Origin of the sequence: Pseudoalteromonas sp. S1608, from assembly GCF_005887265.1 — a bacterium.
GTDB lineage: Bacteria > Pseudomonadota > Gammaproteobacteria > Enterobacterales > Alteromonadaceae > Pseudoalteromonas > Pseudoalteromonas undina.
Genome location: NZ_PNDK01000002.1, coordinates 126,864 through 146,982, shown reverse-complemented (window position 1 = coordinate 146,982; position 20,119 = coordinate 126,864). Strand labels below are relative to the sequence as shown.

Genomic DNA, 20,119 nt, shown 5'->3' with positions numbered 1-20,119 from the left:
TAATAATATAAGCACCAATCATGGTGCTTATATTATTTTTACTGTTAGGTGTTATAACTCAAAACCATGCAGCATTTTGTCACACACGACAGGTGTTGGCCTGTGGTTATCATCAACAGCAACAAAGGTAAAGCTGCCTGTAATAGCAGAATGCTTGTTATCTTTGTGCATAGTTTCTAGGAATATTTCAACATCCACTTTTAAACTGGTATTCCCCACATGCGATACCTTTGATATCAACTCAGCAAATGAACCAGCAGGAATAGCTTCTTTAAAATCGACTCTATCTGATGAAATAGTTACTAATGGTTTACGGCAAAAACGGGTAGCAGCTATAAAAGCAACTTCATCCATCCATGCTAATGCGTCACCACCAAATAGCGTATTATGATGGTTAGTACGCCCAGGAAATACGGCTTTAGTTACCGAAGTGGTCGAATCTTTTATACGTTGCGCAATAATGGCTTCGCGCTCTACTTGAGTCATAATCTCTACTTTTTGTTAGCTAATGTGTCTTGCATTAATAATGCAGGGTCAAGGCGTTCACCTTGCCAATTAAATCGCCAATCTAAATGCGGCCCAGTTACACGGCCCGTAGCACCTATTTCAGCTACCTTTGTACCTTGTTCAATCTTCTGCCCTACTTTTACATCAAGCTTACTTAAATGAATATAAGTAGAAGTAACCCCATGCCCATGATCTAAAATCAAAGTACCACCAGAGTAATATAAATCTGGTTCAGCAAACACCACAGTTCCGCTGATCGGTGCATACACAGGTGAACCTGTTTTGTTTGCAATATCTAAACCAAAGTGTGGCCTGCGAGGTTCGCCATTAAAGTAACGTTGGCTACCATAAACACCTGAAATGCGCCCTTTTGCAGGCCTAAGTACTGGCTGTAAAAAGTATTCTAAATCAGAGTTAACAGCCCGTGCTTTTCGAACTGCGATCGCTTCACGGCTTATACGTTCACTTACTGCTTTTGGCGGCGATACGTATTTTTTAGCAACACCGGTAATTTTATCTATATCGTAATCGCGAAGAGTAATAACTAAATCTTGGCTGTGGCCTTTACCGGTTTTATCTACCCAGCTTAATGTATGTACAGGTTTTGCATCACGGCCAAAACCAAATACAAATAACCCATTATCAGCAAGTTTTAACGACTTACCATTGAGGCTTACCGACTTAGCGTTATCTAATTGCCCTGTTACTAGGCCGCCTTGAGTTAAATGCCCTTTTAGCTCAAGCGCTATAGCACTAAAGCTAGTTGATACAATTAACGCCGAAACTAATAAGGATTTAAGCATAACTAATCGACCCCTTTCCAACACCTTCATAGGCGGTAATTTTAACGTCTTTTTCTGGGTGCTCTAATTTAACTTGGCTGGCAATGTAGTCAGCAATACATTCTACCGTGGTATCAATTGGTAAAATGTCGCAACGTGATTCACTAATAGCCATTTCAAAGTAACCTTGCGCCGCAGTATACGCAAAACAAACATCATCACTTTTAGCTGAAATATGTTTTAATTCAGAGGCGTTTATTTGATCTTCACTAGTTGCTAAGTAAATATCACGCCATTTATCAGCCCACTGTTTTTGCAAACGAGGCATAGAAATACCGCCAAGGCTTATACCAATTTGTGAGCGATGACCATGAATAATACGCTGGCAATTACCATCATGCTTTTTAAGGCCATGGCTATAGTGGTAATAAAAGCTCTGATTGTGCTCAGGCTTTAACACCAACTCAATCTTTTCAATATTATCAGGAAGCTGTGGCAGTATTGTGGCAACTAAGTACTCTGTTACTGATTCAACGTTAATCTCATCAGTATCTATTAAGCAATATGCTTGATGAGGTGCACTCATTGCAAGGTGCTTGTTATCAGCAAATGTACAATCTAAAGTTTTGTGATCAGCAAACTCGTTGATGCTGCCGTTTATGTTGTTAGGGACAGCTAAACGGTGATCTATACACTCATCAATAATGCCTTTAATTTGCTTTTTAACTAAGCCAAAGTCTAAAACCATAGACTCTTCGTTTAGTTTGCCATGTAAAGTCAAATCAACAATCCAACTTTCGCCAACTGCACCGCGTTTATTGCATAAGTAAGAAAAATCAATCACAGTGAGTGAGTTAACAAAAAGGGTCATAAATTTCCTTTAAACTGATTAAAAGTCAGCCCCAATTATAATGATTTCTGTTAGTAATTGCGCGGTTTAATCATACTAAAATCAGTTGCATTTACTGATTGCTTATAATTAAACCATTTTTTAACTGCTCCGAGTTGTTTAGCGTACAAGTGTACGCTAAAGTACGGGGCAATTTCTAAGCAAAGATAAAGTGTTATGGAACCTAAAAATAGCTATACAAAAGAAGATTTGATCCTTTGTGGTCAAGGTGAAATGTTTGGTGAAGGAAATTGTCGTTTGCCAAGTGACAACATGTTAATGATGGATCGTATCATTTCAATTACCGATGACGGTGGTGAACATGGTAAAGGTCAAATAGTTGCAGAGCTAGATATCGATCCTAGCCTTTGGTTTTTCGACTGTCATTTTAAAGGCGACCCAGTAATGCCTGGTTGTTTAGGCTTAGATGCTATGTGGCAACTTGTGGGCTTTTTCTTAGGTTGGTCTGGTGGTCCTGGTCTTGGTCGTGCACTCGGTGTAGGTGAAGTTAAATTTACCGGTCAAATATTGCCAACAGCTAAAAAAGTAACCTACCGTTTAGACATGAAACGCGTTATTAAGCGTAAATTGTTTATGGGTATGGCTGATGGAACCGTAGAAGTAGATGGTCGCGTGATCTACGAAGCAAAAGATTTAAAGGTAGGCTTGTTCCAAGATACCAGCGCGTTTTAAGTTTAAAACACGCAACAAAAAGGCCTCCATTTGGAGGCCTTTTTGCTTTAATTCGTTATGAGTTTATGTTTTATACATATTGCGATTTTCTATTGCCTCGCGCCAACCACCAAGCCACTCAGACTTAGGATCAACTTGTTGATAAGGGCAGTGCTCTTTTGAGCGACCAGCTAAACCTGCTTTAAAACCTTGAGAATGAGCTCTTTCTAAACGATCTCTTTTCTGTCTCTTCATCGGTAAAATCCTCACCTTTATATTTATATTTTTGTAGCATAAAGTTCATCTACATTTAATAAATAGCCAACAAAAATGTTTAATTCAAACACAAAATACAATTAATTTGTTTGACTTTAACTAAGCTGCTGATGCAATGATAAATTAATTAAAAAATAAATTTATTGCTCACACCTAGTCAACTTTAACCTATATAACTTTATTAAAATGTTCCGACATATCGGCTCAAAAACACATAAGTGTCATATTTGTGACTGGCACTATAAGCTAAAGTTCCTCATTAATTTGTAATCGAAAAATGAACAGATTTCGTTGTTTTAAAAAGATTGCAAATAAACACTTGATTATTTAAAACCGATCGGTCTAATATAAGTTATGAATAAAATATCATCAGTTACAAATAGGCGTGGCCGCCCACCAAAAATAGCCAGAGACAACGCAGATACTAAAGCGTTGCTCCTTCGTGTGGGATTAGAAACCCTCACTGAGTTTGGTTTTAGTGCCACAGGGCTCGACACCATATTAAAAAAAGCCAAAGTCCCTAAGGGCTCGTTTTATCATTACTTTAAAAGTAAAGAAGCATTTGGCTTAGCTTTGGTTGATGCGTATGACACGTTTTTTATAGCTAAACTTAAGTTTTATTTAGAGCAACCTGAAGTACCGCCCCTAGAACGCATTGTTAACTTTACCCAAAGTGCTATAGCTGGGATGCAAAAGTATGATTACAAACGCGGTTGTTTAGTAGGCAATTTAAACCAAGAACTCAATCATTTAAGTGACGAGTTTAAAATACGCCTAATGCAGAGTTACCATGCTTGGCAAGCACAGTTAACACAGTGTTTAGACTTGGCTCAACAGCAACACACTATTAAAACTGATATTGATACCACGCAAATGAGTGAATATTTTTGGATTGGTTGGGAAGGCGCTGTAATGCGAGCTAAACTAACACAATCAAGCAAGCCACTGACTTTATACACAGAAATGTTTTTACGCACATTAATTAGGGTATGTTGATCTTTCAAGGTTAAATTTGCAGCAGTCTGTTTGGTATTTAGGCAAGGCAGAGCCTATGTGGTGTGGTTATTCCCCATAAATAGGCGATAACGCAGCATTAATGCCAAACAGGCGCTGCCCTTTGGGTTCTGCCTAGGGGCGATTTACTCTTTGTTGCTCGGTTTTTACTTAGCCCACTAGGTTACAAATCTCGCGCCGCAATTAAATCGCCCCTAACTTGAACAAATTTTAATCTACAAAGGTCATCAGACCCTGTTGATGCATTTTTTACTATTAATTTAAAGACGATCGGTCTAAAAGGAAATCTAATGAGCAATCCTATTAAAGCTATTGTTATAGATAAGCAAGACGACAACTACAGTGCCAATTTAAGCAGCATAAACAGTGATGATTTACCAAACGAAAATGTATTAATTGACGTACTGTACAGTACCCTAAATTACAAAGATGGCTTAGCCATTACTGGCAAAGGTCCTGTAGTTCGCAGCTTTCCTATGGTACCTGGCATTGATTTAGTGGGTACAGTTACTAACAGCGACAGTGAAGAATTTAAAGCTGGCGATAAGGTGATTTTAAATGGCTTTGGTGTTGGCGAAAAACATTGGGGTGGCCTAGCCCAAAAAGCGGCTCTTAGCAGCGATTGGTTAATTCCCCTACCCGCCAACTTATCAGCTAAACAAGCTATGCAAATTGGTACTGCCGGTTACACAGCAATGTTGAGCGTGATTGCCCTTGAAAAACAAGGGATCACCCCTGACTCAGGTGAAGTGTTAGTCACCGGTGCCAATGGTGGCGTAGGCAGTTTTGCTATTTATTTACTAAGCCAGCTAGGTTATCAAGTAACCGCAGTAACAGGTCGCATGGAACAAGCTGACTATTTAAAATCATTAGGTGCAACTAATGTAATTGATAGGAACGAGTTTTCAAACCCAGGTAAACCACTGCAAAAAGAATGCTTTGCTGCTGCCATTGATTCTGTAGGTAGCCACACACTTGCTAATATTTGTGCCTCACTTAAATACGGTGGCGTAGTAACAGCTTGTGGGCTTGCACAAGGTATGGATTTGCCAGCGTCTGTTGCGCCATTTATTTTACGTGGTATTTCTTTGATGGGTATTGATAGCGTAATGCGCCCTAAAGCGGACCGTGTTGAAGCATGGGATCGTTTAGCATCCCTAGTTAGTAGCGATTACTTAGATAAAATTTCGACCGAAATCACACTTGATCAGGTTATTGAAAATGCTGAACAGCTCATGCAGGGCCAAATTCATGGTCGTGTTGTGGTTAATTGTCAAAGTTAAGCATTTTTGCTATTAAACTCTCGTTATTAAATTTATAATACTAGCCGTATTTTTAATAACGAGAGAACACCTATGAGCAACCAAGAACTTTTCAGTAATAACCCACTGCAAGGCGTTAAATTAGAGCAAGTGGTTGAAGAACTGGTTGAGCAATATGGGTGGGAACTCCTGCATGCCTACTTACAACTCAACTGCTTTAAAAATAATCCTGACATTAAGTCAGCAGTTAAATTTTTACGTAAAACCGAGTGGGCACAACAAAAAGTAGATAATTTCTATTTGTACCGCCTAAAAAACTTACCACGCCCAGATGACGTACAATACGAACTGCCTCCACGAGACCGTATTATCCCTGAAGGCGATAAACCAGGTGAACCATGCGAGTTAAGCTTTTCTGATGCTAAGCGTATTCAAGAGAAAAAAGCAGCCAAGCAACGTGCCCGTACTCGTAAACAACGTTCAAATTCAAGTAACCCTTGGGGTAACTAAGCTAATTTCATAAAAGAGCTAACTTTATTGTTAGCTTTTTTTGTTTATTGAGGAAATTAATAGCCTCGGTGTTTCCAAAAATCATCTTCTGTTTTGGTCTGTTCATTAGTTAGATTAAATGTTTTATCCGCAATGACTTTTCCTGCTAATGATAAGGTCATACGCCAGTTACCTATTTTATCTTCTATAGGCTCCCATACTGTATCTCCTAAATAAAACGACCAATCGTTATCTTTAACATATACATTCCCCTCAAAAGGCTGCATCACTTCGCCATCGGCATCTATAATACCGGGATGATAAATACAATAATGTAGTTTTTCGCCTTTCGCTTTTTTGATATTTACTATCAGGCCAAATTCTATATCAAGTTCTGCTTTTACTTGCGTAGTGAATTGCGTGATTTGTGGTAACGCTTTGTCAGCTTTGTCCCATTTGGAATATATACCGTAACTTTCTAATGTAATTTGTGGTTTAGATTTTGCCATTTAACTTTCTATTTTTTCTTTCTATTGTTAGGCCACCAGCCTCAGCGAGTGACTTATTAATTAAGTAGTTGTTTTGGATTTTTAGGATAATAATTGCTGGGTTGCTGCTCGCATAAACTAAACTCGCGAGTATTTTTATACGGCAACTTCATAAAACCAGCGACCCCAACATCAGTTATATTAACCGCGTACTGCATGAGTTTATTTAGCAAACGTTTAAATTCAACTTCTTTACTAGCATCGAGTAATCGATAGTAATGGTGAATCTTCATCCTATCTGGTAGTGCTTCAAAAATAATACAACCCGTATGATGTATCTGGTTTAGCTCAAATACACATTTAATCACCTTTTTAGGCAGTTGCAGTTGTTCATCGGGATCTTTACCATCTTCAAAATATGAGTGCGGACGGGTTACATCGCTGGCTTTTACATTAACCACTTCATAGTCAAGCTCAGGTAACTGGTTAAATTTAAACGCACCGGTGCCATCGCGTTCTAGCTGAATCGTTTTACGGGCATCAAATAAACAACACTTAAATAAGCCTTTTTGACTAATCGCTTGTGCCAGCATTACAGTATTATTTACCGCATCAGTAAACGCGGTGGCTAAAGCTTCATCGTGCATAATAAGTGATGACTCAACATACAAAGAATCATCTTTCCAATGAAAACTCAGCCCCCCTACTACTGGGTATTTCGCTAAGCGACTAATTGACGCTAAAAACGCTTTTTCGGTATCCCCAGTATCAAACAAAAATTCTTTGTAATACCTATCTAACTGAGCATCGTTTACATCGAGTAATTGCTGTTTATGGTCGGCTTGGCGTAAAAACTGTTTTCGGGAACTATATACAACGGTTTCGGGCTCAGGATCTTGGCTAAACCAAAAAGGAATGCGTGCTTTAGTGTCTTCCTTTGGTAGCTCTGGTAAAAATGCTTTTGCCATAGTTTCTATGTTACGCATAAAATAGTCGCCGGCTTTATCCCTTACACTACGCTCTTTTGAAAGCATGCCGTCAATTACATTCGCCAGCTCTTTAGGAAGCATTAAACTACTGGCCGGAATAGCCTGAGCGCCAAATCGACAAGACTGAGCCGATGCAAGTGCATACAAAGTTGATGCAACCCCTTGCTCATCAAAACGAGGGGATGACTTTTCACCAGACATTTGTGCATCACCAATAAAATACACATCACCCATTCGCGCGTTAGTGGTGCTTAAATCACCCGACATTAAATCCATAAAATTACTGGCAATAGGGTTGCCTTGTTCATCTACTTGGGCATATACCGAACTACCCCAATCAACCAATGAAAGCTGCTTGGCTTTTTCATCCCACACCAAGTTAGAGGGTTTAATATCGCCATGCACAATAGGTTGTGGGCTCAATCCGTTTTTATGATGGCGTAAATCAAGCAATACATTTCTCAATTTTACCGCTAAGTTCATTATTTTTGCAGCAGATAGTCGCCCTTGCTTTAGCGATACTTTTTCAAGATCTTCACCTATTGCACGAGCCATCATCAAAATGCCCTGTTTTTTAATTCGCTCAAAACCATAAAATTTTGGTATTAGCGGATTATCAATTTGAGACAGCATATACGCTTCGTCTTCAAGGCGATCTCGGACACTTTGTGCCAGCGTTATTCTTGAAAATTTAAACACCCACGGCAGGCCATGTTCATCATCACCCGCAAAAACAAAGCCAAACGCACCAGAGCCAATCATTTCAACATTTTTATAGCCAAGTAGTGTTAGCTGTTTAATACAAATGTTAAGCCATTGGCGATGCTTTTTGGCATCACGGTGCGATAACAAATAAACAGACTGTTCTTCGTTAATATAAAAGTTGCGAATTTCTTTTGCTTTCAATGCATGTACTCAAAATAATAAGGTGTGAAAACGCCCTTCGATTATTAGTTTTATATAAAGAGATTACAATAGCTTATAGCTTTGTTTTTATCTGCAGTTATAAATATGATTGATAAAAACATAAATAATAAAAAATATTGCATCCAATATCCTGTTCTGGCCGTTGCTTAATGACATCTAATTAAAGAATAATGATTTAAAGGACTTTAAGCGTGAAGAAACTAGCATTTATAACATTAGGAATTTTACCGTTTAGTTATGCACAAGCAAGCATAGAGAAATTAACCGTTTACGGACACAGAGATAGCCTAATTGGCGAGTCTATTAGTGCCTCAAGCGGTATTATTGGGCAAGGCGAGATTCAACAACGTCCTATGTTAAGAAGTGCAGAATTGTTGGAACTGATCCCAGGTATGGCAGTAACTCAACATAGTGGCTCAGGAAAAGCGAATCAATACTTTATAAGGGGCTTTAATTTAGATCACGGAACAGATTTCGCCACTAATATTGATGGTATGCCAATAAATTTACCTAGCCATGGGCACGGTCAAGGCTATACCGATTTAAATTTTATTATTCCAGAATCTATATCAAGCATTAATTATCAGAAAGGATCTTATAGCGCTACCCAAGGAGACTTTTCATCAGCTGGGAGCGCAAATTTTAATCTTATAGATACACTAACTCATCAACAAGTAAGTCTTAGTATTGGAGAAGATAACTACAAGCGAGCCACAGTACTCGCTTCAACTGATGTTACAAAAGGTAAACTAATGGCCGCAGCTGAGTGGCAAGGATACTCCGGTCCATGGGATGATATTAATGAAGCTGTTAATAAAAAAAACGCACTCCTTCGATATGTTGGCAAAGCATTTAATGGCGATTTTACCCTCAGTGCTATGGCCTATGACAACAGCTGGAATTCAGCTGACCAAATCCCTAAGCGCGCAGTTTCTCAAGGGTTAATTTCTCAGCTTGGCTCTTTAGATACGTCATTAGGTGGAAATTCTAGCCGCTATAGTTTATCGACCGTTTGGCAAGGTGAAAACCTAAAGGTAAATGCATACGCAATAAGTTATGACTTAGATTTATACTCAAATTTTAGCTATTTTTTAAATGATCCTGTTAATGGCGATCAATTTAACCAAAAAGACAGTCGTAAAGTATATGGTGGCGAATTTAATTATCAGTTTGATACCAAAATGCTAGCTATTAACATGCAACATACGGCAGGGTTAGCACTTCATCATACCAACATTGATAACGTTGGCTTATATAACACAAAAAAAAGAAAGCGATTATCTACAGTAAGACAAGACGATTTAAATCAAACTAGTTACTCAGCCCATTGGGGATCAAAGCTTTTTTTAAGTACCAATCTAGAAGCAAGCTTAGGTATTCGATACGACTACTATAACGTTGATGTTAATAGCAATATTTCAGCTAATTCGGGTAGTCAAAACGATGATTTAGTGAGTTTAAAAGCTAGTTTAAACTACCAATTTACCGATTTAGTAGCCGCCTATGCTAATTGGGGTCAGTCATTTCATTCAAATGATGCTCGTGGAGCAACAATTAATGTAGACCCTGTTACATTAGATAAATCAGAGCAAGTAGATTTACTGGTAAAAAGTGAAGGCGCTGAAATTGGTTTAAGGTTTGCTGAACCAAAAACATTTAACTTATCGGCTGCATTATGGTGGTTAAACCTCGACTCAGAACTTCTATTTGTTGGCGATGCAGGTAATACAGAGCCTAGTGATGCCTCTGAGCGCTATGGTATAGAAATGAGCGCCTATTATTGGGTTAATAATAGTTTTAGTCTTGATGCTGAAGCATCATTTACCCACTCTCGTTTAAGCATAAATAATGTCAAAAACTATATAGAAGGTGCAGTACCCGTTGTCGCAAGCGCTGGCTTAAATTGGCATTTAACAGAACAATGGCAGTCATCGTTACGTATTCGCCATATAGGTAAACGCACATTAACAAGCGACGGAGAAAAACGCTCGGAGCCATTAACCGTAGTTAATAGCTCTATAAGTTATCAGCAAACTCATTGGCAAGTAGAGTTTGAGTTACTGAATTTATTTAACAGCAGAGACCACGATATTGATTATTATTATTCATCGCGCTTACCTAATGAGCCCATTGATGGCATTGAAGATAATCACTTTCACCCTATAGAGCCAAGAACTGCCCGATTAAGTTTTAGCTTATTATTTTAAATTCCGCCTCTGACAATAAAAACGAATGAAAATGATTTATAGAGCGAAAATAACAGAAAAAAGTAACTATATCGTTGTTATTTGCTGTTTCACCGTATCCTACTTAACTACAGTAGGCTAAATAAGGTAAAACACCCCTTTAAATTATTCTTAGGTTAAAAAATGAAACGTATTATAAAAGCCTCTTCAATCGCGCTTGCACTGGGTATGTGTATTAATGCACAAGCAGCAGACTTTAACTTTTCTACAAAAGTAGACAACGATGCAAACACGCTGGTTGTATTTTATAGCCAAGATGGCAGCAACAGCCAATTTAAAACACTTGATAAACAATTCGATGGCCAATTACAACGTGTTATCGATATAGAAAACTTTACTGGCGATTACGCAAAAGTCGCGCAACTTGTCGCGCCAAGTAAAAGTAACTACAGCCGTATTTTAGTTGTAGGTACAGGTAAAGCTGACGAATTAAATAAAGCAAAAGCGGCTAAGTTAGGCGGTAATATTCATGCTCGCCTAGTTAAAGCTAAAGTAGGCACTGCCAGTGTTATTTTTGATGATGTAACGGGTGCAAATGATAATGCTGCGCTTGCTGCTAATTTTGCCCACGGTGCAAACCTACGCGATCACCGTTTTGAAAACTACAAAAAAGAACCAAGCACTGAAACAGTTAGCTATACGTTTGATGTTGATAACACCAAGCAAACTCGCAAGCTTTACAGCCAATTAGAGAGTATTCAAGCAGGTGTATTTTTAGCACGCGATCTAACCTCAGAAGTGGCTACAGAAATGACACCGGTTGATTTTGCCAATGCAGCAAAAGAATTAGCGTCGTTAGGGGTTACTATCAAAGTGTTAGAGCCTAAAGAACTAAAAGAACTAGGCATGGGCGCATTAGAAGCTGTAGGTAGAGGTAGCCAGCAAGGTGCACGTTTAGTAGTTGCTCATTATAAAGGTTCTGACGCTGCCCCTATTGCCCTTGTTGGTAAAGGCATTACGTTCGACTCAGGTGGTTACAGCATTAAAACCGGTGCGTCTATTGCACGTATGAAATCAGACATGGCCGGTGCTGCTGCAGTGCTTGGTACTGTAAAAGCAATGGCGTTAGCTAAAGCAGATAAAAACGTAGTAGCTGTTATGGGCATGGCAGCTAATATGGTATCGCAATTTGCTGTAGCGCCGGGCGATGTTGTTCGCACCGCTGAAGGCTTAAGTGTAGAAATTTTAAATACCGATGCTGAAGGTCGTTTAGTACTAAGTGATGCAATGTGGTATGCACGTGAGCACTACAAACCAGAGATCATGATTGATGTTGCAACCTTAACGGGTTCTAAAATTCGTGCTGTTGGTAATGAATACGCAGCGGTATTCTCTGATGATGACACGCTAGTATCGCAACTTACTCTTGCAGGTAAACAAGTAAACGAGAACCTATGGCGCTTACCATTAGGTTATAAAGATATGTTGAAGTCTGACATTGCTGATATAACAAATGTAGGTTCAGGTGGCCCTGGTGCAACCACAGCCGCTACTTTCTTAGAGCATTTTGCTGGCGACACCCGTTGGGTACATATCGATATCGCTGGTAATGCATTAGTGAAAAAAGGCAAAGATGAGCTTTCACCAGGTGGAACGGGGTTTGGTGTTCGCTTATTAAGCGAATGGTTATTAGCTAACTAATTGTTTATTAATACTAATAAAAGCGCCAAAGTAGGCTTACTACTTTGGCGCTTTTTGTACGAAAACAGTTTTATAGAGCTCAATACATCACTATTAATAAATCCTTAAAAGTGTGTTTATTATTTGATTTTGTTTGATTTATAATCAAAGATAGAAGGAACAATTAGTAACGAGGTCAAAGGAATGAAAATAACCTACCTGCTCTACAGCATTTTTTATTTAAGCATTTGTTTTCTTTTCTATTTTGAACAGCTCTCCACCATTGCTGCAGCAATTATAGTGCTGTTATCTGCAATTTTTTATATAAAACCAGCAAAATCTGAATCAGCAAATAACAATTCGTCACTAGGTGCCGTGCAGTCGTTCAATAACAAAATTGCACAAAACATTACCAAAGCCACCTCAAAAAACGCCATGGGCGCAGCTGAAGTATCATTTTATGTTGATAGCTTATCTAAAGAAATAGACGCTTGTTATAACGAGAGTGAAACTGTCGGGCGTGCCACACACGAGCTTTCACAAAATAGTACTGAGCTCAGTGACAGCATGACCACTATTAATCAAGCAATGGTACAAACAGCGCAAGCCTCAAGCTCTGCCGATAGCCGCTTACAAATGGCCACCAGCCAAATTGATTCATTATCAGGCTCTATAGATAAAGTGGCCCAGCAATTAGATTTATTATTAAAAAGTGCCAGTGATATACAAAGCATTACCCAAGTTATTCAAAACATTGCAGAGCAAACCAATCTACTTGCTTTAAATGCAGCCATAGAGGCCGCTCGTGCAGGTGAGCAAGGTCGTGGTTTTGCGGTTGTTGCCGACGAAGTGCGTAACCTTGCAAATAAAACCAATGAAGCAACCAAACAAATTGCAGACATGCTTACAGACATTAACGCCAACAGTATAAAAACCAATGAAGATATGAAGCAGGTTTCACAGCAAAGTATTTCTGTAAAATCAGAGCTTGAAAACGTGGCTCAATCCTTTTTAACAATTAACCAAGATATTGGTGCCTCATCTACCGCGCTTGATAGTATGCATCAGTCTGTTTCTGCATTTCAGCATGCAACCACACAAATAAATAGCTCAGTCACTAGCATCAGTAGTTTATTGGGCGAAGTTACTAAAAAAGGCAGTACAATTTCTCAGCAAGCGTCTTCTTTATCGCTGGGATCAGAATCAATATTTAGAGAGCTTGAAAACATAGAGTATGACGCATTCTTTAAACCAATCCTGATATCGGCTAAACAAGCCAGTAAAGCAATTGGCGAATGTTTTGAGGGTTGGATCCAAAGCGGAAAAATAACCCAGCAACAACTTTTTTCGCAAAACTATAAACCCATCGAGAATACTAATCCAACCAAGTACACAACCGATTACGATAAACTTACAGATCAATCACTGCCGGCTATTCAAGAACCAATACTGGAAAATAAAGACATAATTTTTGCAGGAGCCGTTGATACTAAGGGCTACTTTCCTACTCATAACAAACGCTATAGCCAAGCCCTAACCGGTAACTTTGAAAAAGATTTAGTAAACAACCGTACTAAACGTATTTTTAATGACCCGACAGGAATTCGCTGTGGTAGCCACACCGAAAGCTTTTTATTACAAACCTATAAACGTGATACCGGTGAAATACTGCATGACCTTTCGGTGCCAATTTATGTAAACGGTAAACATTGGGGCGGGTTTAGAATAGGGTTTAAGAGTACAACTCATTAATTAATATAAAAAGGGAGACACATGGTCTCCCTTTTTATAGATGATGTGTTTATTTTTTAGAAAACAGCATACGTTTAAAGGTATTATCAGCCAAAATGTAATGATGAAATAATGCAGCCGCCGCATGTAAGCCTATTACGTAATACCCCACTTCGCCCGCAGTTTCGTGTATTTCTTTAATGGTTTTACCAAGCTCTTTGTTTTCACTTGCCAATGGAGGCAACTCTAAACCAAAAAACGGGATGGGTTTACCTGCTAAACTCAAAATTAACCAACCAGCTATAGGCATAGCAAACATAAACACATACAGCGCAATATGAACAAATGTAGCTAATTTATTTTGCCATTTTGCAGGCTCAGGTTGTATAACAGGTGCTGCACCACCCACTATACGCGCAACTAACCTCACACTAACTAAAGCTAGCACCGATAAACCCAACATAAAGTGCCACATTTTAAAGGCATCACGGGTTTCGGTACCCTTTTCAAATAATTCACGAAGTTCAATACTGCCGTACACAGTGACAATTAAAATAAACATCAACCAGTGCAAGGCTATAGAGAGTGTATTGTAATGAGTATCTGTATTTTTAAAATTCATAATACCTCCTAATAAACGCATTAAAGTTAAAAGCTCACTTATGCGTATGAGTACATGTTTACAGGCTAACCTTTAATCACTCACTGCTTAATGATCTAAAACATAAAATGAGTTACTAAGTCAGTTCAATGGTTTAATGGTTCTGGAATTTAAGTATTAGTTACAATAACTGAGCAAGCTTAAAATAAACTTAAATAGTAGGCATAAAAAAACGGCAACCTTAAGTTACCGTTTTAAACAATTAACGTGTTTTAAAAATAATAAACAGCAGCAAATGAAAGAGTATCGAGAACGACGAGTGATTTATACTAGCCAAAGCTTGAAGAATTGACTCTTATGATGCCTAAAGTCAAGATTTGCCCCTTTTGCTTGTTATATTTCACGGTACTCGGACTGAATTAAACCAAAGCATTTAAGGTCGTGAAACTGGTTTTTCCAGTAACCACTTTGGCGTCTTACACCTTCCTCTTTGAAACCAACCTTTAGAAGTAGTGATTCAGATGCTAAGTTCCCCAGAACAGTATCCCCTTGTATTCGGTTAAGTTTACCGCAAGACAGTTCACCTAAAAATGCAGCTTTAACTATTCGATGGATTGCTTCAGTGGCCAAACCCATGCCCCAGTACTGAGGCAATAAATCATACCCAAGTACGGCATTTTTCATTTTTGGACTCCAAGTATTAAAGCCACAAGTTCCGATAAATTTATCTGTTTCTTTTAGGCGAATAGCCCAACGAATACCAGAGTTTTCATTAAAGCGAGAGTTAAAGAACTCTATTAAGTTGCTCGCTTGTGATAGTTCAGTGAAAACTTCCAGATCATAGTATTCGACAACTGAATCGTCAGAGAATAACTCAAATAAGCTATTTGAGTCTTCTTTGCATAATTTATCTAACCTTAAGCGATTTGTCTCTAAAACTGGAAATGACAACCTGAATCCTCCTTGAAATATAACGCCTCAAACACTGGCGCAGCTTTGCTGCGTCCGAGTGCTTTGATTTGTTATGTTCTATTTTTCCACGATTTACCAAATGCCAGCTTATCTGAGCCAAGAGCTAAGAACTCATTGTCTTTTATCAACTTTTGGGTTTTCTCTTTAAATCGATTAATCTTGTCTATCGAAATAAATACCTGTTTTTCAGTAGAAGAATATTCCTCAAAAATATCCTCAATTGCATGATCTTCTATATTTGAGAACACTATCAAATCATGAATCAAAGCTGGCAGATACGTATTCTCCAAAAAACTCATATCCAAGGAAACCATGTTTGCATACGCCTTACCTGTCCCTGAATCTTCATTATGATCAAAGTCATATCTGGTCTCAGACAATTTAATCTTAGGTGAAACCGGATTTCCTTTATAAAATTTATTGATGTATTTTGACATGGCGTTATTCAAATCATTTTCAATAACAGTAAGCGACTTAGTATAACTTTCAACAATCTGGCCGGCAATCTCACCAACTTTATCATCAATTGTTGATTTTATTTCACGAAACCTAAGCTGATCGCGAATATCTTTCTCTTCTGATGATAGTTCAAGCATTTTATCAACTAAACCAGAAGGCTTTCCGACAACCCTTGCAGACTCAAATAATTTAATACCTTTAAAATTGCCGCTACGTGCGGCTTCTCGAATATTCATCAAACAACATAACAGCTTATTGAACACCACTTTGGGGGGTTATAAAACTCCAAAACGGCGTATATTACATTGCTCAATAATTCCACTAAACAACTTCAATGTAAACAAGTTATTACGCAAGTTCTAAATTATCGTTGTTAAAATACACCAAAACGACTTTTAATAATGTTATTAGATAAAACATCATCAACTGTCTATATACACAGTATCTTTTTAAGTTGAATATCGTTTATGAAATCTCTGTTTCTAATCATGATTAAATTATCAAGCTGCGATTTAAAACAAAAAAAAGCACAGCCCAAAGGGCTGTGCTTTTTAATCAACTAACACTCATATGTTTACAAACGTATGCCGCCGTCTATCTCTACTACACGGCCAGTAAAAAAGTCGTTTTCGATAATATACTGAGCAGTATGAGCAATTTCAGCGGTTTCACCTAAGCGCCCTACTGGTGTTACAGCCAGCATGCGCTGTTTGGCTTCTGGCTTCATTACATCGGTCATGGCGGTGCTAATAACACCCGGGGCAATGGCCCCAACGCGAATACCAAAACGGCCAAGCTCTTTAGCCCATGTAGTGGTTAATGCCACAACACCTGCTTTTGAGGCAGCATAGTTAGTTTGGCCAATATTACCCGCACGCGCTACGCTTGACATATTTACAATTACGCCGCCTTTGCCTGATTCAATCATGTGGCTTGCAGCTTCGCGCCCTGCCAAAAATACACCTGTTAAGTTAACGTCAATCACTGATTGAAATTGTTCAAGCGACATTTTTTTAACCACTTTGCCGTCTTTGGCTTTTATAAACATACCATCGCGTAAAATGCCGGCGTTATTAATTAATACCCCAATGTGACCAAAGTCACTGTTAATGGTATTAAATACGTCTTCAACTTCGCTCTCTACCGTTACATTAGCGCTGTAGCCTTTAATAGTTCCTGTTACGCCTGCTAATGCAGATAGCTGCTCGGTTGCTTCATTTAACTGGGCTTTCGCCATATCAATTAAGGCAATATTAGCGCCCATTAAGGCAAACTTTTGCGCCATTGCAAAACCTAAGCCTTGTGCGCCGCCGGTAATAACTACGGTATTATTTTTTATTTCCACGATACTTTCCTACTTCGAAAACAATTTAAAAATGGCACTAAAATCATCACTGCCTGCACCTTGGTGCTGCATCATAGTGTATAAATTTTTAGCCATTGAGCCCATTGGCGTCAGTGAATTACTCTGATGCGCCGCCTCCATAGCAAGGCCTAAGTCTTTAGCCATTAAATCGACCATAAAGCCAGGTTTATAGTCGTTACTAGCTGGTGCGGTTTCCATAACACCTGGGCAGGGGTTATAAAGTTCTAACGTCCAGTTTCGACCCGAGCTTGCGCTCATTATGTCGCTGAGTACTTTTGCGTCGAGGCCGTTATTAATGCCCATTTGAATGGCTTCACTGGTGCCTGCCATTAAAATACTCAATAGCATATTGTTACATATTTTAGCAACTTGCCCTGCGCCAATATCACCAGCATGGAATATGTTTTTACCCATATCGACTAATACAGTATTGGCTTTATCGAATGCAGTTTGCTCACCACCCACAATAAACGTAAGCGTACCCGCTGTTGCGCCTGCTACACCACCCGATACCGGGGCATCAACAAACGCAATACCTTGCTCGCTTAGGGCATGGCCTACATCACGAGCCGATTGTGCATCTATGGTTGAACAATCAATCACTAAGGTACTTTTACTCAGTACTTTAATTAAACCCGATTGCTCGTCTGTGCCTAAATAAAGTGATTTAACATGTTTGCTTGCCGGTAGCATGCTTATTAGCACATCAGCATCGTGCGCACAGTCACTTGCGCTTTGCGCCGCACTAGCCCCATGATTCACAAGCTCTTTAACGGCCTCTGCACTTAAGTCAAACACGCGCACACTGTGGCCAGCTTTAACTAAGTTTGCTGCCATTGGGCCGCCCATGTTTCCTAAACCAATAAATCCTATATTAAGTTTACTCATCGCTTTACCCTTGTAAATTTAGTTGTGAAAAGTACGGCTCTAGCGGATGTTGCTCGCCAAAGCGATTTGCAAAAAAGCTCTCTACTACTTCGCTTGGCACATTAGCTAAGGTTTTAAACTGCCACTGTGGCGTACCGTCTTTATCGATTAGTAAGGCACGTACACCCTCTTGAAACTCGCCCACTTCGCCAGCACGAACCGACATGCCTAATTCCATTTTAAAACAGTCAGCTAAGTTTTTGCCTTTGCTGTGTTTAAGCTGCTCACTCACTAAAGCACAACTTAATGGACAACCATGCGCCAACGATTTTTGTGCACGTTGTAGCCATTTGTCATCTGTGATTAGGTTTAAAATGTAATCTACCTGCTGCTGTAACGTGTCAAAGTCGCCTAACTTTTGAATTAGCGATAAGTTGGCTTTTAAATTGCCTTTAGGCATACGGCTAGAGTTGTTATCTAACTCAATAAGCAAGTTACTTAGCTTGTCGTGGTTTAAACTTGCTGTTTTACCCCATTTAGTATTGAGTAACGCTTCAACAAGCTCTGGGTATTTATCGGCATTTACAAAGTGATCGGCAAGCGATACAAGCTTAGCGTCTTCACAATTTATTGATGCCGAGGTCAGCCCTAAAAACAAACCAACATGAGCAGGCATTTTATGTAAAAAATAACTGCCACCTACATCAGGGTAAAGCCCAATGGTTTGCTCTGGCATGGCAATGCGTGATGTTTCAGTAACAACACGATGACTGGCACCGGCCATTAAACCTAAACCGCCGCCCATTACAATACCGTTACCCCACACTAAAATGGGTTTGTTGTAGCAATGAATTAGGTAATCGAGCTGATACTCTTGAGTAAAAAACTCTTCAACCAGTGAGCTCGGTTTACCCTCACTCATTGATTTGTGTAAGCTCACTACATCGCCACCGGCACAAAACGCTTTTTCACCTGCGCCTTTAAGAACCACTAATGCAATGTTATCGTCTTTGTCCCATTGCTGTAGTTGTGGCTCAAGTAAGCTGATCATCTCAAAATTTAACGCGTTTAATGACTTAGGCGCGTTAAGCGTAGCAAAACCAATGAGTCGGCCATTGTCTGTGGTTGCCGTTTCGAATACCACGGCAGCATCAGCTGAATTTAAACGGGTTAATTCACTCATTAGCCATTCACCCAATTAGCTTTGCGTTTTTCTAAAAAGGCGTTCACGCCCTCTTGCTGATCTTCGGTATCAAATAAACCAACAAACAGCTCTCGCTCCAATGGCAATGCATTCGCCATTGGCTGATGACGCCCTTTTTGAATCAGCGTTTTACATGCAGCAACCGACGATGGGCTTTGCTCTGACACTTGGTTTGCCAGTTTTAGTGCTTTAGCAAAGCTTTCACCTTGTGCAACTACTTCTTCCACTAAGCCAATTTGCAGCGCTTTATCGGCTTCTAAGCGTTCACCGCATAAAATCATGCGTTTTGCCCAGCCTTCACCCACTAGCCATGCTAAGTTTTGCGTTCCACCAGCACAGGGTAATAAACCCACTTTTGCTTCAGGCAATGCCATTTGTGCTTGCTCTTCGGCAATACGAATATCACAAGCAAGCGCTACTTCAAGCCCGCCACCCATTGCATAACCATTAATGGCTGCAACCGACACGCCTCTAAAATTAGTTAGCGCTTCAAACGCTTCACCAAATACACATGACATATCTGCAGCGACACCTTTGTCGCCACTGGCAAATACATTTAGGTCGGCACCGGCGCTAAAAAACTTTTCGCCTTCACCAGTCAGTACTAATGCATAAATATTTTTATTGGTGTTGAGCTGATTAACTGTGTCTTTAAGCGCTACTAAGGTGTCTTTCGTCCAGGTATTCGCTGGCGGATTCGACATAGTTAAAATAGCTACATGGCCTTCAATAGTTAATTCAATGCTAGGATTTGACAT

The 20,119-nt window shown here is 39.3% G+C and carries 20 protein-coding genes; 7 read left to right on the top strand and 13 right to left on the bottom strand.

The window, feature by feature from the left end; all coding sequences use genetic code 11:
* Positions 1 to 51 precede the first annotated feature (51 nt).
* The 3 genes from CWB75_RS00970 to CWB75_RS00960 are packed head-to-tail and all read right to left on the bottom strand — an operon-like array spanning position 52 to position 2,160.
* Positions 52 to 486 (bottom strand): acyl-CoA thioesterase, encoded by a 435-nt coding sequence (locus CWB75_RS00970; RefSeq protein WP_008114650.1) that lies wholly within the window; start codon positions 484 to 486, stop codon positions 52 to 54.
* A gap of 5 nt (positions 487 to 491) precedes the next feature.
* Positions 492 to 1,310 carry a M23 family metallopeptidase gene (locus CWB75_RS00965; protein ID WP_054200907.1) on the bottom strand — a complete coding sequence of 273 codons (819 nt, stop codon included), beginning with the start codon at positions 1,308 to 1,310 and terminating at the stop codon, positions 492 to 494.
* Entirely contained in the window at positions 1,303 to 2,160 is an 858-nt protein-coding gene (locus CWB75_RS00960; protein WP_054200906.1) for a 6-carboxytetrahydropterin synthase, read from the bottom strand. The genes CWB75_RS00965 and CWB75_RS00960 overlap by 8 nt, the downstream gene beginning before the upstream one ends.
* A 195-nt stretch (positions 2,161 to 2,355) precedes the next feature.
* Here CWB75_RS00960 and fabA point away from each other — a divergent pair, with 195 nt between their 5' ends.
* Entirely contained in the window at positions 2,356 to 2,871 is a 516-nt protein-coding gene (fabA, locus tag CWB75_RS00955) for a bifunctional 3-hydroxydecanoyl-ACP dehydratase/trans-2-decenoyl-ACP isomerase (protein WP_010389976.1), read from the top strand.
* Between the two features lie 63 nt (positions 2,872 to 2,934).
* Here fabA and rmf read toward each other — a convergent pair whose 3' ends face one another.
* On the bottom strand, positions 2,935 to 3,105 hold the full coding sequence (gene rmf, locus CWB75_RS00950; protein ID WP_008114656.1) for a ribosome modulation factor: 171 nt from the start codon (positions 3,103 to 3,105) through the stop codon (positions 2,935 to 2,937).
* A gap of 375 nt (positions 3,106 to 3,480) precedes the next feature.
* On the opposite strand from rmf, the gene acuR reads away from it, so the two are divergent.
* The 3 genes from acuR to CWB75_RS00935 all read left to right on the top strand — a co-directional run bounded on the left by acuR (position 3,481) and on the right by CWB75_RS00935 (position 5,912).
* Positions 3,481 to 4,122 carry an acrylate utilization transcriptional regulator AcuR gene (gene acuR / locus CWB75_RS00945; protein ID WP_138569642.1) on the top strand — a complete coding sequence of 214 codons (642 nt, stop codon included), beginning with the start codon at positions 3,481 to 3,483 and terminating at the stop codon, positions 4,120 to 4,122.
* Between the two features lie 308 nt (positions 4,123 to 4,430).
* Positions 4,431 to 5,423, top strand: a complete 993-nt coding sequence (gene acuI, locus CWB75_RS00940) for an acrylyl-CoA reductase (NADPH) (protein ID WP_138569641.1) — start codon at positions 4,431 to 4,433, stop codon at positions 5,421 to 5,423.
* A gap of 72 nt (positions 5,424 to 5,495) precedes the next feature.
* Positions 5,496 to 5,912, top strand: a complete 417-nt coding sequence (locus CWB75_RS00935; protein WP_008114664.1) for a VF530 family protein — start codon at positions 5,496 to 5,498, stop codon at positions 5,910 to 5,912.
* A 56-nt stretch (positions 5,913 to 5,968) separates the two neighbouring features.
* Here CWB75_RS00935 and CWB75_RS00930 read toward each other — a convergent pair whose 3' ends face one another.
* Both CWB75_RS00930 and CWB75_RS00925 read right to left on the bottom strand, forming a co-directional pair.
* Complete coding sequence (locus tag CWB75_RS00930) at positions 5,969 to 6,400, bottom strand: DUF3859 domain-containing protein (RefSeq protein WP_138569640.1); 432 nt, start codon at positions 6,398 to 6,400, stop codon at positions 5,969 to 5,971.
* Positions 6,401 to 6,456: 56 nt separating this feature from the next.
* Positions 6,457 to 8,274 carry a protein kinase domain-containing protein gene (locus CWB75_RS00925; RefSeq protein WP_138569639.1) on the bottom strand — a complete coding sequence of 606 codons (1,818 nt, stop codon included), beginning with the start codon at positions 8,272 to 8,274 and terminating at the stop codon, positions 6,457 to 6,459.
* Positions 8,275 to 8,486: 212 nt separating this feature from the next.
* Between CWB75_RS00925 and CWB75_RS00920 the strand changes: the two genes are divergently transcribed.
* The 3 genes from CWB75_RS00920 (at position 8,487) to CWB75_RS00910 (ending at position 13,913) form a co-directional block, all read left to right on the top strand.
* The gene (locus tag CWB75_RS00920) at positions 8,487 to 10,502 is read left to right on the top strand and encodes a TonB-dependent receptor (protein WP_138569638.1); all 2,016 of its coding nucleotides are present in this window, start codon (positions 8,487 to 8,489) and stop codon (positions 10,500 to 10,502) included.
* 162 nt (positions 10,503 to 10,664) lie between these two features.
* Complete coding sequence (locus CWB75_RS00915; RefSeq protein ID WP_138569637.1) at positions 10,665 to 12,182, top strand: leucyl aminopeptidase; 1,518 nt, start codon at positions 10,665 to 10,667, stop codon at positions 12,180 to 12,182.
* Between the two features lie 183 nt (positions 12,183 to 12,365).
* A complete protein-coding gene (locus CWB75_RS00910; RefSeq protein ID WP_138569636.1) occupies positions 12,366 to 13,913 on the top strand; it encodes a methyl-accepting chemotaxis protein in 1,548 nt (515 codons plus the stop codon).
* 49 nt (positions 13,914 to 13,962) lie between these two features.
* On the opposite strand, the gene CWB75_RS00905 is transcribed toward CWB75_RS00910, so the two are convergent.
* The 7 genes from CWB75_RS00905 to CWB75_RS00870 form a co-directional block, all read right to left on the bottom strand.
* Positions 13,963 to 14,514, bottom strand: coding sequence for a cytochrome b (locus CWB75_RS00905; protein ID WP_138569635.1), 552 nt, complete (start codon positions 14,512 to 14,514; stop codon positions 13,963 to 13,965).
* Between the two features lie 372 nt (positions 14,515 to 14,886).
* Complete coding sequence (locus CWB75_RS00900; protein ID WP_138569634.1) at positions 14,887 to 15,444, bottom strand: GNAT family N-acetyltransferase; 558 nt, start codon at positions 15,442 to 15,444, stop codon at positions 14,887 to 14,889.
* Positions 15,445 to 15,515: 71 nt separating this feature from the next.
* Positions 15,516 to 16,160, bottom strand: a complete 645-nt coding sequence (locus CWB75_RS00895; RefSeq protein WP_138569633.1) for a DUF2326 domain-containing protein — start codon at positions 16,158 to 16,160, stop codon at positions 15,516 to 15,518.
* 338 nt (positions 16,161 to 16,498) lie between these two features.
* Entirely contained in the window at positions 16,499 to 17,269 is a 771-nt protein-coding gene (locus tag CWB75_RS00885) for an SDR family oxidoreductase (RefSeq protein WP_138569632.1), read from the bottom strand.
* 9 nt (positions 17,270 to 17,278) lie between these two features.
* The gene (gene mmsB / locus CWB75_RS00880) at positions 17,279 to 18,178 is read right to left on the bottom strand and encodes a 3-hydroxyisobutyrate dehydrogenase (protein WP_138569631.1); all 900 of its coding nucleotides are present in this window, start codon (positions 18,176 to 18,178) and stop codon (positions 17,279 to 17,281) included.
* Between the two features lie 4 nt (positions 18,179 to 18,182).
* A complete protein-coding gene (locus tag CWB75_RS00875; RefSeq protein ID WP_138569630.1) occupies positions 18,183 to 19,340 on the bottom strand; it encodes an enoyl-CoA hydratase/isomerase family protein in 1,158 nt (385 codons plus the stop codon).
* Positions 19,340 to 20,119: an enoyl-CoA hydratase gene (locus CWB75_RS00870; protein ID WP_138569629.1), complete on the bottom strand. Its 780-nt coding sequence runs from the start codon at positions 20,117 to 20,119 to the stop codon at positions 19,340 to 19,342. Before CWB75_RS00870 ends, CWB75_RS00875 begins: the two co-directional genes overlap by 1 nt.

What these genes read in the sequence shown, in the direction of transcription:
- CWB75_RS00970 (WP_008114650.1), bottom strand. Translation starts at nt 486, where the DNA reads ATGACTCAAGTAGAGCGCGAAGCCATTATTGCGCAACGTATAAAAGAT.
- CWB75_RS00965 (WP_054200907.1), bottom strand. Translation starts at nt 1,310, where the DNA reads ATGCTTAAATCCTTATTAGTTTCGGCGTTAATTGTATCAACTAGCTTT.
- CWB75_RS00960 (WP_054200906.1), bottom strand. Translation starts at nt 2,160, where the DNA reads ATGACCCTTTTTGTTAACTCACTCACTGTGATTGATTTTTCTTACTTA.
- fabA (WP_010389976.1), top strand. Translation starts at nt 2,356, where the DNA reads ATGGAACCTAAAAATAGCTATACAAAAGAAGATTTGATCCTTTGTGGT.
- rmf (WP_008114656.1), bottom strand. Translation starts at nt 3,105, where the DNA reads ATGAAGAGACAGAAAAGAGATCGTTTAGAAAGAGCTCATTCTCAAGGT.
- acuR (WP_138569642.1), top strand. Translation starts at nt 3,481, where the DNA reads ATGAATAAAATATCATCAGTTACAAATAGGCGTGGCCGCCCACCAAAA.
- acuI (WP_138569641.1), top strand. Translation starts at nt 4,431, where the DNA reads ATGAGCAATCCTATTAAAGCTATTGTTATAGATAAGCAAGACGACAAC.
- CWB75_RS00935 (WP_008114664.1), top strand. Translation starts at nt 5,496, where the DNA reads ATGAGCAACCAAGAACTTTTCAGTAATAACCCACTGCAAGGCGTTAAA.
- CWB75_RS00930 (WP_138569640.1), bottom strand. Translation starts at nt 6,400, where the DNA reads ATGGCAAAATCTAAACCACAAATTACATTAGAAAGTTACGGTATATAT.
- CWB75_RS00915 (WP_138569637.1), top strand. Translation starts at nt 10,665, where the DNA reads ATGAAACGTATTATAAAAGCCTCTTCAATCGCGCTTGCACTGGGTATG.
- CWB75_RS00910 (WP_138569636.1), top strand. Translation starts at nt 12,366, where the DNA reads ATGAAAATAACCTACCTGCTCTACAGCATTTTTTATTTAAGCATTTGT.
- CWB75_RS00905 (WP_138569635.1), bottom strand. Translation starts at nt 14,514, where the DNA reads ATGAATTTTAAAAATACAGATACTCATTACAATACACTCTCTATAGCC.
- CWB75_RS00895 (WP_138569633.1), bottom strand. Translation starts at nt 16,160, where the DNA reads ATGAATATTCGAGAAGCCGCACGTAGCGGCAATTTTAAAGGTATTAAA.
- mmsB (WP_138569631.1), bottom strand. Translation starts at nt 18,178, where the DNA reads ATGAGTAAACTTAATATAGGATTTATTGGTTTAGGAAACATGGGCGGC.
- CWB75_RS00875 (WP_138569630.1), bottom strand. Translation starts at nt 19,340, where the DNA reads ATGAGTGAATTAACCCGTTTAAATTCAGCTGATGCTGCCGTGGTATTC.
- CWB75_RS00870 (WP_138569629.1), bottom strand. Translation starts at nt 20,119, where the DNA reads ATGTCAAATCCTAGCATTGAATTAACTATTGAAGGCCATGTAGCTATT.